Below are 15,002 nucleotides of genomic sequence, written 5' to 3'. Positions count from 1 at the left end.
ACCAACGATACCAAGGTTTATCTTTCCGGGAGCGCGGCTAGAAGAGGGGCAGGCGCTCGCTGAGGTCTGATCGTAAACCCGAAGCAGAAATTTTAGAAAGAACCTGCTCCCAGCGGACCAGCCCCAGAGCAAGGCAACACCAGGTGTGGGCATCTGTTTCGACCACGTTGGGCGGAGTGCCGCGGGTGTGCCGTGGCCCGGCAATGCACTGGGTAACCCCGTAGGGGGGAACGCGTACCTCAACCGAATTTCCCGGTGCCAGGGTGGCCAGTTCCTCTAGGGAATAGCGGACAGCGGTGGCCCGCACCGACCGGGGTAGGGCGGCAAAGGCCTGGGTTCTTTCACCGTCGCTTGTGCCTGTGGTGAGCGCTAACCGTACCTGGGCCAGGGCGGCGGCACCGTTTTGCTCCGATATTTTGCGGCGGATAGCCACTAGAGCAGTCCCTCAAAAGCCCTGCCCGGTTCGATGGCTCCCACGGCAGCGCCACCACCGGTAATGGGGAAAGTTGTTGCGGCCACAGCCCGGTCCGCAAGTTCCCGGTCGATATAGCCTGCCGCTTGGAGGGCCCGGACAGCGGCCAGGGGAGCGGCACGGTTGGAACCGTCCAAGATTTTCACGGCAACAGAGGCCCCGGACCGCAGGCCAATAGCCAGTACGCCTTCGGCACCGCGCTTGACCACGGCATCGAGCGCCTGACTCAAAAGGGTATCGGAGCTGTTATGGCCGTGGACGTACTCGGGGTAGTCCACCATTGCGGTGGCAACGGTGGCGGCGCGGGCATCGGCCTTAATGTTCTCCACCGCTGAACCCAGAGCGCTGTAGGCGCGTGCTAGGCCGGTTAGAGAAGTTGCACCGAGCGGGGCACCGCACCCGTCCACGGTAATGTGCTGGGGTTCCTCGCCGGTGAACTGCTCAATGGTGCGCATTACCAGCTCTTGGAGGGGGTGATCGGGGGAGAGATAGTCTTCGGTAGGCCAGCCCGACTTGACACAGCCCCACAGGAAGGCGGCGTGTTTACCGGAACAGTTGAAGGCCAGGCGCTGTTTGCCGTGGCCTGCTTTCAAGAGGGCCTGGTGGCTGGGCTCGTCGGCGGGCCAGGCCTGCGGGCAGAGCAGGTCATCGGCGCTCAGGCCGGCCTCGGCCAAGATGCCCTGGGCGACCGTCATGTGCTCAAAGGAGCCGGTGTGGGAGCCTGAAGCTAGGGCAATCTGTGCGCCCTGAAGCTCAGCGCCGGCGTTCATTGAGGCAATAGCCTGAAAGGGTTTGAGGGCAGACCGCGCGTAGATGAGCTCCTCCGGTGCCCCCAAGGCCAGGGCTGTATTACCGCTGGGGGAGAGCACCACCAGGGAGCCCACATGCCTGGACTCTATAAAGTTGCCTCGGGTAATGACTGCGAGTTCTGCTGCGCTACCGGCCTGAAAAGTGTGCATGGTTCAAGTGTAGCGGGCAGTCCTAGCGAGCGGTGAGGTCAGGATATGAAAAAACCCGCTCAATATGTGGTAGGAAAGCCCTGAAAGGTATATAAAAACGTGACCTAACCGGTAGCCTAAAAGAATGAAGGTTTTGGTCTTGGGCCCTGGCGGTCGCGAACACGCAATTATCCGAGCTCTCCTACGAGATTCTGCTGTCACTGAGATTCACTCAGCCCCCGGTAACGCCGGGATTGCAGCCGATGTCCCCGTTCACGCAATTGATGCTAATGACCCCCGGGCAGCTGTCGCACTTGCGACCGATCTGGCCGTTGATTTAGTGGTTATTGGTCCCGAAGCGCCCCTGGTCGCCGGTGTCTCCGATGCTCTGCGCGAGCAGGGCTTCCCCGTTTTTGGCCCCTCCAAAGCTGCTGCTCTGCTTGAAGGCTCTAAAGCTTTCGCTAAAGAAGTCATGGCAAGTGCCGGTGTGCCGACCGCTATGGCTCACATTGCAACTAACCGGGCAGAAGCCGAATCAGCGCTGACCTCTTTTGGTGCCCCCTACGTTGTGAAAGATGACGGCCTGGCCGCAGGTAAGGGCGTTGTGGTCACCGATGACTACGATACTGCGCTGGCTCATGCCGAATCCTGCTTTGCCGCCGGAGGTGGCGTAGTCATTGAAGAGTTCCTGGACGGCCCCGAGGTCTCCCTGTTTGTCATTTCAGACGGTACTACCTGCCTGCCCCTGTCCCCAGCCCAAGATTTCAAGCGAATCTTTGACGGCGACCGTGGCCCCAACACCGGTGGCATGGGGGCCTACACCCCACTGCCCTGGCTCCCCGAAGGCTTTGTTGAAGATGTTATTGAACGGGTCGCCCAGCCCACCGTCGATGAGATGGCCCGTCGCGGAACCCCCTTTGTGGGCCTACTCTACTGCGGTCTAGCCGCTACCAGCCGCGGTATCAGGGTCATTGAGTTTAACGCCCGCTTTGGCGACCCCGAAACCCAGGTCGTTCTAGCCCGTCTGCGCACCCCGCTCGGTGCTCTACTTCTTGCCGCCGCTAAGGGTGAGCTACCCGCTGACCTCGCGCTTGACTGGGACCCCCGGAGCGCCGTGGACGTTGTTATTGCCTCCCAGAACTACCCCGATACCCCGCGCAAGGGTGACCCCATTAGCGGCCTTGCAAGGGCCGCCGCCCTGGAGAACGTGCACATAGACCACGCGGGCACAGCCAGCGTGAACGGCGAGACCGTGACTGCCGGTGGCCGCGTCTTAGCCGTGGTTGCCCTGGGCCAAACCCTTGATCAAGCACGCCAGGCCGCCTACGCTGGGGTCCAAGAGATTTCGTGGGAAGGCGCTCAATACCGTACCGATATTGCCCTGGCCGCTGTCAAAAACCGGATCACCATTCCCACCCCCTAAACTGCTGCGAGTGACTGCCCACCGTACCCACCGGCGGGCAGTCACTCCTTTATAGCTTCATTTACCCCACATGCTCACCCACAGGAGAACGCGATGAACCATACCCCTCTTGATATTCCAGGCTGGAAGCACGTTTACTCTGGCAAGGTACGCGACCTATATATCCCCGCCGAAGATACCCAGGATGTCACAGGTATCAACCTTAAAGACGATGCTGAATTACGTGCCGGTGCCGTGATGGTGGTTGCCTCCGACCGCATCAGCGCTTTTGACCAGGTACTGCCTACCGAGATCCCTGACAAGGGGAAGATTCTCACCCAGATATCCCTCTGGTGGTTTGACCAGCTTAAGGGGGTACCCAACCACGTGCTTTCCACCGATGTCCCCGAGGTTGTTGCTGGTCGCGCTATGATCTGTAAGTCACTGAACATGTTCCCGGTAGAGTGCATCGTGCGTGGATACCTGACCGGCTCCGGGCTGGCCTCCTACCAGAAGACCGGCAAGGTCAATGAGTATGAGCTACCTAGCGGACTGGTCGATGGCTCCCGTCTCGAACCGGCCCTGTTTACCCCCACCGGCAAAGCCGAAGTAGGGGAGCACGATGAACCTATCACCCGCCAGGAACTCGATGAAGAGGTGGGGGAGGCTATCGCTGACCGCCTGCAGGAGCTGACCCTCTACGTCTACGAAACCGCCGAGAAAATTGCCCGTCAACGGGGCATCATTCTGGCCGATACCAAGATTGAATTTGGCACAGACTCCTACCGGGGCGAAATTACCCTGGGTGATGAGGTCCTGACCCCCGACTCATCGAGGTTTTGGGATGCCACAGACTACGAGCCCGGCCGCCCACAGGCATCTTTCGACAAACAGTATGTGCGCGACTGGCTCAAGAGCGAAGAATCCGGCTGGGATGGCCTTGGCCCCGTGCCGGAGCTACCCGCCGATGTTGTGGAAAAGACCCGTGCCCGCTACATTGAAGCCTTCGAACGGCTGACCGGGCAGGAGTTTGTAGCCTAGCGGCTCGGCTTACAGGGGGAGGGAGTGCTCTAGGCTCCCTCCCCTTTGCTATGACATAGGTGTTGCGGGCTTAGGCCAGGTCACGGACCTTGCGATGATAGTCGGCGTGGGTAGCGCCAATCTCGGAGAGCGCATAGAACCAGCGGATATGTTCTGTCACGTGCATTTGTGCAGCTTGGGCATTGCCTGCTGCTACGGCCTTGTAGATGGCCCGGTGCTGTTCTTGGAGCCTGGATTTGGTGCTAGCCCAGTCCTCCAGGTAGGGCACGGCCTCCTGCACGTAGCTGACGGTGGCCAGATGAAGTGAGTCGATAACGGTATCCATAACGATGTTGCTCCCCAGCGAGGAAATCTCGTAGTGGAAACGCGTATCGCAGAAGTGGAAACGCTCATCGGAGATGTCGTCTCTATCCATCTCTTCGAGGTAGCGGCGGGCTGTTGCTAAAGACTCGGCGTGCTCGGGCAGGTGGGCCTGGGTGGCGGCTTTAGCCGCCGCCTCACCTTCGAGCAGAACACGGGTGCTGACAATATCTGCCACCGGTAGGGTGCGGGTGGCGATATGCATGCGTAGAGCCCAGCCCAGCGCGTCGGAAGGCTGAGAAACGACGACAGCACCGGATTTAGGGCCTGAGCCAACACCGGAACGGATTAGACCCACAGCGCTGAGAATACGCAGGGCTTCACGGACTGAGGCGCGGGAGATGCCGTACTCTTCGGCCAAGCTCCGTTCACCGGGGAGCCGGTCACCTAGGCGGAGCTGGCCGTGGCGTAGCCGGTTTTCAATGGATTCAAGCAGAGCAGTGTAAGTGGGTTCTTTGTCTTTCACGCGCTGACTTTCGGTTTGGGAAGGGCCTGGGGTAAGGGAAAGGGCGGGCAGTACAGGCTCTTGATGCCGGTACTGCTCCGCCCTTATGGGGTTACTGAGTACTACCTCAGCGGTGGGCTACTAAAACTTAGTGGCCACCGGTGATGTAAGGCTCAACAAGAACCCCGCTGAGAACGGTTGCCTGCAGGAAGACCAGAAGGCAAACCGCCAGGAGCAAGATAAGAGACCAGCCAAGAACTGCCTTGAAGATTTCGGACTCCCGGCCTTCCATATCAACCGAGGTAGCGGCGATAGCAAGGGACTGGGGCGAAATCATCTTACCGACAACACCGCCGGTGGTGTTAGCAGCCAGCATGAGCTCGGGGTGAGCACCGGTCATACCGTTAGCCTGCAGATGTTCAGCCGCGGTGACCTGGAGCTTGGAGAAGAGGGCGTTAGCTGAGGTATCTGAACCGGTTACAGCGGTGCCGACCCAGCCCAGCATGGGAGCCAGGAAGGCGTAGGCAACACCCAGTGAGGCAACGTACTGACCGATAGCGACGGTCTGGCCGGAGTAGTTCATGACATAGGCCAGGGCCAGAACCAAGGCGATGGTTACTGCTGACCAGCGCATCTTGTAGGCAACAGCACCGATTTCCTTGAAAGCATCACCCAGGGAGATCTTGTACTTGCCGTTTTCGTTGAAAATGGAGTAGAGAACCGCAACGATGATGCCCGAGATCAGCAGGTAGGTACCGGGGTTGCTCAACCAGGGCCAGGCGTAAACGGTCTTGACGGGCTCGCCTGAGGCGGTGAGCAGACGGTCTTTGAGCAGGGGCATATCGAAAGTGATCGCGGTGCTCTTGAGCCACTTGGCAACATCATCGATCAGGTTGGCCAGACCAAAGATGATCACAACAACCAGGTAGGGCATAAGCGCCATCCAGATACGACGACCGGGCAGGTGCTCAGCTTCGATGGGACCGGTGATACCGTAGCGCTCCCGGACGCCCTCAACACCGCGGGGCTTGACGAAGCGTAGGAAGACAACAGCCGTAGCGATGGAGACGATGCAGGCGATAACATCGGTTAGCTGGTAGACGAAGTAGGTTGCGGCCCACCACTGAGCGATAGCGAAGGAAGCGCCGATAACCGCTGCGTGCATCCAGGCATCCTTGAGACCCTGAACGCCGTCCAGGATCCAGAGCAGGATGAAGGGGACGAAGAAAGCGATGAAGGGAGCCTGGTGGCCAACGATTGCTGCGATATCGGCTGCTGACTTACCGCCAACATCACCTGCGGTGGTAATCGGGATAGCGACAGCACCGAAGGCAACGGGTGCGGTGTTAGCAATCAGAACGGTGGTAGCTGCCTTGAGGGGCTTGACACCCAGGGCCAGAATCATGGTTGCGGTAATTGCAACGGGGGCACCGAAGCCAGCCAGAGCTTCGAGTAGGCCGCCGAAGCAGAAAGCAATCAGGATGGCCTGGATACGTAGGTCGCCGCCGCCGATCAGGTCGAAGGTACGGCGCAGGTCTTCAAAGCGGCCTGAGAGCACGGTGATCTGGTAGAACCAGATAGCCATGAGAATAACCCAGACGATTGGGAAGATGCCGTAGATACCGCCACGGAAAGCGGACATGCCGGCCAAATCCCAGGGCATACCGAAGCCGAAGACGGCAACGAGGATAGCAACGAGAAGTGAGACCAAGCCTGAGACGTGGGCACGAGCCTTGACGCCTAGGAGCATGATAAAGAATGCAAGTAGCGGCAGGGCTGAGACCAGGGCGCTCAGCGCGAGGCTACCACCGACTGCGTCGGTTACAGCGGTATAGGTATTTTCCACTGCGTCCTCCTTATGTGATGTGTGGTGAGTGCTCCTGCCCTAAGCTGCGGGGAGAAGCCAAAAAATTTGTGGTCTAACCGCATGTGGTCAGACCATTGTTTTCGGGCTCTACGATACATGAGACTTCTCACGCTCACCAACTTTTGAGGGAATAAATTTTTGTCACCTTCCGTTCCTATGGCTTTCTACTCCCTTGGCCGCCTCCAGGCTTCTTGCTTTGTTGTTTCAGGTGAGATTGTGTGTTCTATGGGGGGTGGGTAGCCTCCTTGCCTCCGCCCCTGACTTCTGCCAGGAGAGGGCAGGGCAAGGTTATCTTATTTTGCACAAGAAAATATGACCTATTTAAAGTATTAAAATCTCTTATTTATCGTGTTAAATGAAGGATAAAGAAGCCAATCGAACGGGCATCTGCCTGTCTAGCCTTTCCCATCACGAAGTCCGTGTTTTTCACCTGCCCGTGTTAGGCCTCAGGCAGGCTCACTGCCACACTGAAGAAGAGAGAAATTAAGATGCGTGTCGCACTGTTTTCAACGTGCATCGTCGACGCAATGTACCCCAGGGTGGCTCAGGCTACTGTAGACATTCTGGAAGGTCTCGGTCACGAGGTTGTTTTTCCGCAGGGTCAGACCTGCTGTTCCCAGATGCATGTCAACTCGGGCTACTTTGACGATGCTTATCCCATCGTCAAGAACCACGTAAAGTCCTTTGAAGAATGGGATTTTGATGCGATTGTAGCGCCCTCTGGCTCCTGCGTTGCCTCTCTGGGGCACCAGCAACCCATGATTGCTGAGCGTGCAGGCGATACCGCCACCGCTCAGGCCGCTACTTCATTGGCCGCTCGTTCCTTTGAGCTCTCCCAATTCCTGATTGATGTCTGCGGTATTACCAATGCTGCCGAGCAGCTGGGCTCCTACTTCCCCGAGAAAGTCACCTACCACTCATCCTGCCACGGCATGCGTCTGCTGGGTCTGGGCACCCGCCAAGAAGACCTTATCCGCACCGTCGAAGGCTTGGAGTACACCCAGATTGAAGGCCTGGATCAGTGCTGTGGCTTCGGTGGCACTTTCTCCTTTAAGAATGCTGACACCTCCGGCGCAATGGTTGCCGACAAGGTCGAAAACATTGAAAAGACCGGTGCTTCAGTTTGCACCGGTGGCGACGCCTCCTGCTTGATGAACATTGGCGGCGCCCTCTCCCGCAAGGACTCAGCTGTGCGCACCGTACACTACGCCGAGATCCTAGCATCCACCAAGGACAACCCGCTCAAGGTCGATGGCCCCGTTGCTGTCACCGCAGGAGGTAAATAAACCATGTCAAGCACCGCACTCGGTATGCCCAAAGTCCGTCACGGCGTGGGCAATATCTTCGAATTTGAGCCCTTCCCCGAATACGCAGAACGTGAGCTTCAGAACGAGCAGCTGCGCTCCAACCTGGGTTTTGCCACCCATAAGATTCGCAACAAGCGCGCCGCTGTTATCTCGGAGCTATCAGACTGGCAGGACCTACGCACCGCCGGTTCCATGATCAAGCAGAAGGTCATGGCCAACCTAGACACCTACCTGGAAGAATTTGAGCGTAACTTTACCGCCAAGGGCGGTCATGTCCACTGGGCACGCGATGCCCATGAGGCCAACGAGATTGCCCTCAAACTGATCCAGGCTGAAGGCGTCACCGAGGTCAACAAGATCAAGTCCATGGCGACCGCAGAAACCGGCCTCAACGAGTTCCTCGAAGAGCACGGTATCTCAGCCATCGAGACCGACCTGGCAGAAGAAATCGTCCAGCTGGGCGATAACGACCGCCCCTCACACATTCTGGTACCCGCCATTCACCGCAACCGTACCGAAATCCGTGACATCTTCCTCAAGAAGATTGAGGGCGTCAACCCCAACCTGAGCAACGACCCTGCTGAACTGGCCGAGGCCTCACGTTTCCGTCTGCGCGAAAAGTTCCTGACCAATAAGGTCGCTATCTCCGGTGTAAACTTTGGTATCGCCGATACCGGCACCATGACCATCGTGGAGTCCGAAGGTAACGGCCGTATGTGCCTGACCCTGCCCGAAACCCTGATTACTTTCATGGGTATCGAGAAGATTCTGCCCACCGTTCAGGACTACGAGGTCTTCCTCCAGCTCCTGCCCCGCTCTTCTACCGGTGAGCGCATGAACCCCTATACCTCCATGTGGACCGGTGTCACACCGGGTGACGGCCCCCAGAACCTGCACGTTATCCTCATGGACAACGGCCGTACCGCAGCGCTGGCTGACCAGGTAGGCCGCCAGGCTCTGCACTGCATCCGCTGTTCAGCCTGTATGAACGTCTGCCCCGTCTACGAACGGGCAGGTGGCCACGCCTACGGGTCAACCTACCCCGGTCCCATTGGTGCTATCCTTTCACCCCAGCTGGGCGGCATTGAGAACGAACATAACGCGACCCTGCCTTTCGCCTCATCGCTGTGCGGTGCCTGCTATGACGCTTGCCCCGTCAAAATCAACATCCCCGAAGTGCTGGTTCACCTGCGCGGTAAGGCTGTGGACGCCGAAAAGGCTCAGGGCGAATTTGCCGGTGGCAAGAAAGACCGCCACCTGCAGATGGATGCCATGATGTTTGGCGCTAAGAAGCTCTTCTCCTCGGGCAAGATGATGGCACTGGCAACCAAGGGTCTGCCTGCCTCCAAGCTGATTACCGGCAAGAATCACAAGATCACCAAGCTCCCCGGTATTGTGGGCGGCTGGACCGACTACCGTGACATTCCTGAACCCCCCAAGACCTCCTTCCGTAACCAGTGGAAGAAGGAACGCGGGCAGGCTCCCCAGCGTGTAGCTGGCGAGCGTGTTGATGTTCAGGCACTTATAGCCGCTAACCAGGCAAAGATCGCTGAGGCCCACGCTAACGCCGCGGCCGCTAACCCCATTGCCCCCAAGGAGGCTAACTAATGTCTGATGCAAAAGCAGAAATCCTGGGTCGCATCCGCGCCTCCCTATGGGACAGCCCTCAGCCCGCTGAACCTATCCGCAACTACCGCCGCGAGAGCGACAAAGGTATTGAGGAGATCACCGAGATTCTGATTGACCGCCTGGTTGATTACAAGGCCAATGTCTACCAGGAAACCGAGGAAACCATTGCCGAGCGTATCGCTGAGCTGCTGGGTAAGTCAGCTCGCTACGTGGTCCCCTCTGGCCTGAAGAGTCAGTGGCTGCCTGAAGACACCGCCGCCCGTTCCCGCATGGTGGATTCGGGCAACGCTAACAAGCCCGGTGCTCTGTCTGTGCGTGAACTCGACGCCGTTGACGCTGTGGTGACTTCATCCACCGTCTCCTGCGCGGAGACCGGCACTATTGCGCTCAACAGTACCGATCAGGAAGGCCGCCGCGCGATCTCGCTGGTGCCCGACCACCACATCTGTGTGGTTCCCCTGGATACTGTTGTGGAGCTGATTCCCGAGACTGTCTCCCGCCTGGATTTCTCCCGGCCTGTGACCTGGATTTCGGGGCCGTCAGCAACCAGCGATATTGAGCTGATTCGCGTGGAGGGCGTACACGGCCCTCGCACCCTGGATGTCATTATCCTCAAATAGGCCTTTTGGTTAGGCCCTGGGGGAGTAGCTACCACTGATGATCTGGTAGCTACTCCCCTTTCTCTTTAACGAGGGGCATAACGCCGGTTGCTGCCTGCACAGCAGCCGAACGCTCTTGCTTCTTGGCGCTCCGGAGTTCTCTTGAGTCCTTGGAGACTTCCGGAGTGGGGGCGGGGCTACCCTTAGCAACTGCTCCGATAGCGGATGCCCATAAGGGGAAGAGAAGAACTGTTAGGGCACCGCCGGTTACGAGCAGAGAAGCATTGTGCTCAGTGAGGAGGTTATGAGCTAGCGCTACCTCTGTGACCGCCACAATCATGGGCAGGCCAGCTGAGGCGTAGAGACCCAGTTGGAGCCGCTCCTGAGGAGTCTGCAAGCCTGAGCCGGTGTCTAAGAACCGTTCAGCTAGAACTACCGGTAGCCCGCGTACTAAGAGAATACCCAGGATTAAGGCTGCTAGGGTCAGGGGCTGTTCCCAGATAACTGAGACCGTGATTCCCATGCCGGAGCACACGAAGAAAAGGGGAATCAGGAAGGAAAAGCCCAGGGCCTCTAGGCGTTTGGAGAATGGTTCGAAGGCTCCATCTGGGGTCAGCGAGCGTAAGATAACACCTGCGGCGAAGGCTCCTAGCACCACATCGAGATTAAAGACAGCAGCTACCATCATCAAGGTAGCCAGCAACAACATGGCTAGGCGGAGCATGGTTTGGCTAGTGGTGTTAGCCTCGGCGGCCATGGTTCTGCTTAAGCCAGGAATTTTTTCAAAAAGGCGATGAGGCAGAATTGCTGAGAACAGGGCAACAAGCATGAAGGCCACCAAAATCAGAGCAGCCAACCAAGGAGAATGCGATGAAAGGAGCAAGGACATAGCAAAGATGGGCAGAACCTCACCGATAGCCCCGTGAACCATGACGCTTTCACCTACCGTAGTTCCCGTTTTGCCGTGGCTTTTCAGTAAGGGAAGGAGGGTGCCCAAGGCTGTGGAGCTCATGGCGATACCAATGACCGCATAGACCGACAGATCCCCTTTGAAACCGGTCAAAACCATGGCAAGAAGCGAGCCCAGAGTGAAGCTCACAGCCCATGCGCCCGCGGCAAATCCACCCTGTCGACCGCGTAGTGAGGCTGTGTTGACCTCATAACCGGCTAGCAGGAAGAGTAAACCCAGCCCTAGGTCCTTGAGGAGGGAAACCCCTTCGTCACCGCTGGCAAGCCCTAAGACATGAGGGCCGATCAGGGTGCCAAATATGATGAGGAAAACAACGTCTGGAATCTTTTTGCGGACCAGGTTGCTGGCTAGAGGAGCCAGGAGTGCTACCAGCGAGATCCAAAAAATGGAGATATATTCGCTGGTTGTTGAGGAACCAGCGGCAAGAAGAGTTGTCGTTTCGCTCGCTCCAAAGGGCATAGAACGTCCTCTCATATGTCGTTTGTAAAAGACTAGTGACCAGCGACTACCCTACCGCCTTATGAGTCGGTGTTAGGCTATCTCTGAGTAAATGTGAGGGAGGACTATGCCAGACCATTCCGGAGCGGGCAGAATTATTGGTATCGATCTGGCGCGCTGTATCGCCCTGATTAGCATGTTTGTTGCCCACACTGCCCCGACGGGTGGCCCCGCTGGGCTACTTAACCTCAGTGAGTTCCTGACTGCGCCCCTATTCGCTCTGCTTCTGGGGGCCTCAGCTTTTTACTCATCCCAGCGCATGGGTTTCCCAAGTCTCTTTGCTAGCTCTGTTGTCCGTGCAATTGCCCTGATTGCTCTGGGGCTCTATATCAGTAGCTGGGGGGCTCAGGTGGATATTGTGCTCCAGTACCTGGGCTTGCTCAGCCTCATCATGGCACCCCTGGTCTTTTTGCCGGCTTGGGCTTTGGGTGCCCTGGCGGTGGCCTGCTGGTGGTGGGCGGCCCCGGCTCGCACCTACTTTGCCGCAGATGCCGCTCAGGCTACCCTCAACGGTAGCTACACCGCCTACCTCTACGACTGGGCCTTTACCGGCCACAGCTACCAGGTGCTCACCCTGCTGACCTATGCCTGCCTGGGCGCTATCTTGGCCGCTGGCCTGGAAAGCTGGGGAGCTGTGGGAGATGCCGCAGTTGCGGTTGCCGGAACCGGTCTGACAGGCCTGCTGTTCTGGTACTCCCGAACTGCCGTTCCAGAATTCCTGCCCTACACCTCCAGCCGCCTAGAAATTGGGTTTAGCCTCAGTGCCTGCCTCGCGGTGGTGGGCTGGTCTTGTCTGCTGGCCCGAGTATTGAGCCAAGGTGAAGGGTTTCTGGCTCCCCTGGTGGCGGCCGGTCGTATGACCCTTTCTCTCTATGTTCTTCAGATCGCGGTTCTAGCTGCCTATTCGGTCTATGCCGTGGGCTACGGGCTACCTGCCCGTGATGACTCCTGGCCCATGATGTTCGGCCTGATTGTTCTGGCTCTACTCTTCGCCTGGGCTTGGCAACGGTTCTTGGGGCACACCTTCTTGAGACGTGGCCCCCTCGAAACAGCTCTGGCCTGGGTATCGGGTCGCGGCTAGCGGCCCATGAACCAGAAGCTACGGTTTGGGCCCTACGGGGTTGGCCTTGAGTGCTACTGAGTCGATGAGTAGTAGAGTAGGGGCCAAGGCACTATGAAGTAAGGAATCATCACCCCTATGCCACAGCTAACTCGCACGGCTCCCTGGAAACAGGATCCCACAAAAGAGCAGAAACCCCGACATACCTGGCTTAGGGTTCTGATCGCCCTGACCCTCGCCCTGGTCTGGTTGGGGGTTGCCGGAGTGGGTGGCCCCTACTTCGGTAAAATTTCTGAGGTCTCCACTAACTCACAAACTGACTTCCTGCCTGCCTCGGCTGAATCAACCCGGGTCGTTCAAGAACAGGGCGACTTCTTGGGAACCGATGCCATTCCCGCAATTCTGGTATTTGAGGCCCAAGGCCAGCTGACCGACGCTCAGCGCACCTACCTGGAAGGTCTTACCGACCGGCTGGCCCAGAACGACACTTTCACCGGTGAGGCTTCACCCGTTATCTACTCAGAGGATGGACGGGCTGCCGAAATCATTCTGCCTATCAGCACCGAGGGTAAAACCGGTGACACTGTAGAAGCAATCCGGGAAGATATCAGCCAGGTCCCCGATGGACTGACCGGCTATGTGACCGGACCGGCTGGCTTTACCGCGGATCTGACGGAAGCCTTTGGCGGCATTGACGGCCTGCTTCTGATAGTGGCTTTGGTTGTTGTCTTTATTATTTTGTTGGTGGTTTACCGCTCACCACTACTACCCATTTTGGTGCTGACATCATCGATGGTTGCGCTCTCGGGAGCTATCTTCGTGATTTGGCATATGGCTAATGCTGGTTGGGTCATGATTAACGGCCAGGTTCAGGGCATCTTGCTCATTCTTGTGGTGGGTGCGGCCACTGACTATTCCTTGCTCTATGTGGCCCGCTACCGTGAAGCCCTAACCCAGTACAGCTCCCGCTTCCAGGCCACTACCGTAGCCTGGAAAGGCTCCCTAGAACCAATCCTGGCTTCCGGTGGAACCGTGATCGCCGGTCTACTCTGTCTCTTACTTTCAGAACTTGCATCGAACAAGGCACTGGGCCCGGTAGCCGCAACCGGTATTGCGCTCGCTATGCTGGCGTCGCTGACCTTCCTGCCCGCCGTACTGGCTCTCTTTGGCCGTGTTGCCTTCTGGCCTGCCCGCCCCAAGTACGCAGGCCAGGTGCGCGAGGCCTCTGCCGGGCTGTGGTCGCGCATCGCCTCCTTCGTGGCGGCTAAACCCCGTAAGGTTTGGTTGGCTACCGCACTTCTGCTGGCGGTCTTTGCGGGCTTCTCCACCACTTTCCAGGCAGAGGGCGTACGCCAGTCCGACCTGGTACTGGGTGCCTCCCAGGCTCGGGACGGCCAAAATGTGCTGGCTGAACACTTCCCAGGTGGCACTGGCTCCCCGGCCAACATTATCGTGCCCCTAGAGCAGAAAGATGCGGCTATTGCTGCCCTTGATCACCTTGAGGGCGTCAGCTCGGTTTCCGCTATTTCTGCTGATTCCCCGGCAGGAACCGTGCCGGTAGGGGCTTCTGCTGAGAGTCTGCCCCCCATCTTTGCTGCTGCCAGCCCCACCGAGGTAAACGGCCGCGTGATGCTCCAAGCAACCCTTGCTGATCCGGCTGATTCCACGCAGGCAGAAGCAACCATTCTGGAGATTCGTCAAGCCTTTGAGAGCCAGGCTCCTGAGGCCCTAGTGGGCGGGGCTAGCGCATCGGATTTGGATACTATCACCAGTGCCCAGCATGACCGGGCACTGATTATCCCGGTGGTGCTGGCAGTTATTTCGCTGATTCTAATGCTGCTCCTGCGCTCGATTCTAGCTCCGCTCATTCTGGTGGCCGCCACGGTACTGTCCTACCTGACTGCGCTGGGCGTCTCAGCCCTGGTCTTTAACCATATTTTCAAGTTCCCCGGCGCAGACCCCACCGTGCCTCTCTTCGGGTTCGTATTCCTGGTGGCTCTGGGCATTGATTACACCATCTTCCTGATGACACGGGTACGCGAAGAAACCCTGCTCACGGATACCAGGCAAGGCTTGCGCACCGCCCTGGTTGCAACCGGCGGGGTGATTACCTCAGCGGGTATCGTACTGGCTGCGACCTTTGCTGCCCTGGGCGTTATCCCGCTCATCTTCCTGGCTCAGCTGGCCTTTATCGTTGCCTTTGGTGTGCTTTTGGACGCTACCGTTGTGCGGGCTCTGCTGATACCGGCCCTGGTAGAGGACTTCGGTAAGAAAATCTGGTGGCCCTCTAAACTCTCAGGCTAGGACGGTAAACCCAAGGCGATAATCGTAATTACAAGAGCACTCCGGTGACCGGAGTGCTCTTGTAATTTTTTTGCCCGCTGTCTTTGCGGTCCTTAGCTCCTAGAAGCTGG

12 protein-coding genes are annotated in these 15,002 nt (G+C 58.0%); 7 read left to right on the top strand and 5 right to left on the bottom strand.

Features of this window, described 5'->3' with window-relative positions:
* Positions 1-37: 37 nt before the first annotated feature.
* Complete coding sequence (locus ACN08V_RS05160; RefSeq protein WP_419104783.1) at positions 38-433, bottom strand: sterol carrier family protein; 396 nt, start codon at positions 431-433, stop codon at positions 38-40.
* Entirely contained in the window at positions 433-1,431 is a 999-nt protein-coding gene (locus tag ACN08V_RS05155) for an asparaginase (protein WP_419104782.1), read from the bottom strand. Before ACN08V_RS05155 ends, ACN08V_RS05160 begins: the two co-directional genes overlap by 1 nt.
* A 124-nt stretch (positions 1,432-1,555) precedes the next feature.
* Here ACN08V_RS05155 and purD point away from each other — a divergent pair, with 124 nt between their 5' ends.
* Positions 1,556-2,833: a phosphoribosylamine--glycine ligase gene (gene purD, locus ACN08V_RS05150; RefSeq protein WP_419104781.1), complete on the top strand. Its 1,278-nt coding sequence runs from the start codon at positions 1,556-1,558 to the stop codon at positions 2,831-2,833.
* A 93-nt stretch (positions 2,834-2,926) separates the two neighbouring features.
* Complete coding sequence (locus ACN08V_RS05145) at positions 2,927-3,853, top strand: phosphoribosylaminoimidazolesuccinocarboxamide synthase (RefSeq protein WP_419104780.1); 927 nt, start codon at positions 2,927-2,929, stop codon at positions 3,851-3,853.
* Positions 3,854-3,923: 70 nt separating this feature from the next.
* Here ACN08V_RS05145 and ACN08V_RS05140 read toward each other — a convergent pair whose 3' ends face one another.
* Both ACN08V_RS05140 and ACN08V_RS05135 read right to left on the bottom strand, forming a co-directional pair.
* On the bottom strand, positions 3,924-4,679 hold the full coding sequence (locus tag ACN08V_RS05140; RefSeq protein ID WP_419099145.1) for a FadR/GntR family transcriptional regulator: 756 nt from the start codon (positions 4,677-4,679) through the stop codon (positions 3,924-3,926).
* 127 nt (positions 4,680-4,806) lie between these two features.
* Positions 4,807-6,504 carry an L-lactate permease gene (locus ACN08V_RS05135; protein WP_419104779.1) on the bottom strand — a complete coding sequence of 566 codons (1,698 nt, stop codon included), beginning with the start codon at positions 6,502-6,504 and terminating at the stop codon, positions 4,807-4,809.
* Positions 6,505-7,013: 509 nt separating this feature from the next.
* On the opposite strand from ACN08V_RS05135, the gene ACN08V_RS05130 reads away from it, so the two are divergent.
* The 3 genes from ACN08V_RS05130 to ACN08V_RS05120 are packed head-to-tail and all read left to right on the top strand — an operon-like array spanning position 7,014 to position 10,081.
* The gene (locus ACN08V_RS05130; RefSeq protein WP_419104778.1) at positions 7,014-7,811 is read left to right on the top strand and encodes a (Fe-S)-binding protein; all 798 of its coding nucleotides are present in this window, start codon (positions 7,014-7,016) and stop codon (positions 7,809-7,811) included.
* Between the two features lie 3 nt (positions 7,812-7,814).
* On the top strand, positions 7,815-9,440 hold the full coding sequence (locus ACN08V_RS05125) for a LutB/LldF family L-lactate oxidation iron-sulfur protein (protein WP_419104777.1): 1,626 nt from the start codon (positions 7,815-7,817) through the stop codon (positions 9,438-9,440).
* Positions 9,440-10,081, top strand: a complete 642-nt coding sequence (locus tag ACN08V_RS05120) for a LutC/YkgG family protein (RefSeq protein ID WP_419099149.1) — start codon at positions 9,440-9,442, stop codon at positions 10,079-10,081. The genes ACN08V_RS05125 and ACN08V_RS05120 overlap by 1 nt, the downstream gene beginning before the upstream one ends.
* Before the next feature lie 49 nt (positions 10,082-10,130).
* Here ACN08V_RS05120 and ACN08V_RS05115 read toward each other — a convergent pair whose 3' ends face one another.
* Positions 10,131-11,489, bottom strand: a complete 1,359-nt coding sequence (locus ACN08V_RS05115; RefSeq protein ID WP_419104776.1) for a cation:proton antiporter — start codon at positions 11,487-11,489, stop codon at positions 10,131-10,133.
* Positions 11,490-11,595: 106 nt separating this feature from the next.
* Here ACN08V_RS05115 and ACN08V_RS05110 point away from each other — a divergent pair, with 106 nt between their 5' ends.
* Complete coding sequence (locus ACN08V_RS05110; RefSeq protein WP_419104775.1) at positions 11,596-12,609, top strand: hypothetical protein; 1,014 nt, start codon at positions 11,596-11,598, stop codon at positions 12,607-12,609.
* Positions 12,610-12,726: 117 nt separating this feature from the next.
* Positions 12,727-14,892, top strand: a complete 2,166-nt coding sequence (locus ACN08V_RS05105; RefSeq protein WP_419104774.1) for an MMPL family transporter — start codon at positions 12,727-12,729, stop codon at positions 14,890-14,892.
* Positions 14,893-15,002 lie beyond the last annotated feature (110 nt).

It is taken from the genome of Rothia sp. P5766, from assembly GCF_048513555.1.
GTDB lineage: Bacteria > Actinomycetota > Actinomycetes > Actinomycetales > Micrococcaceae > Rothia.
Note: the sequence above shows the minus strand (reverse complement) of the source record. Positions and strands in the feature narration are given on the sequence as shown.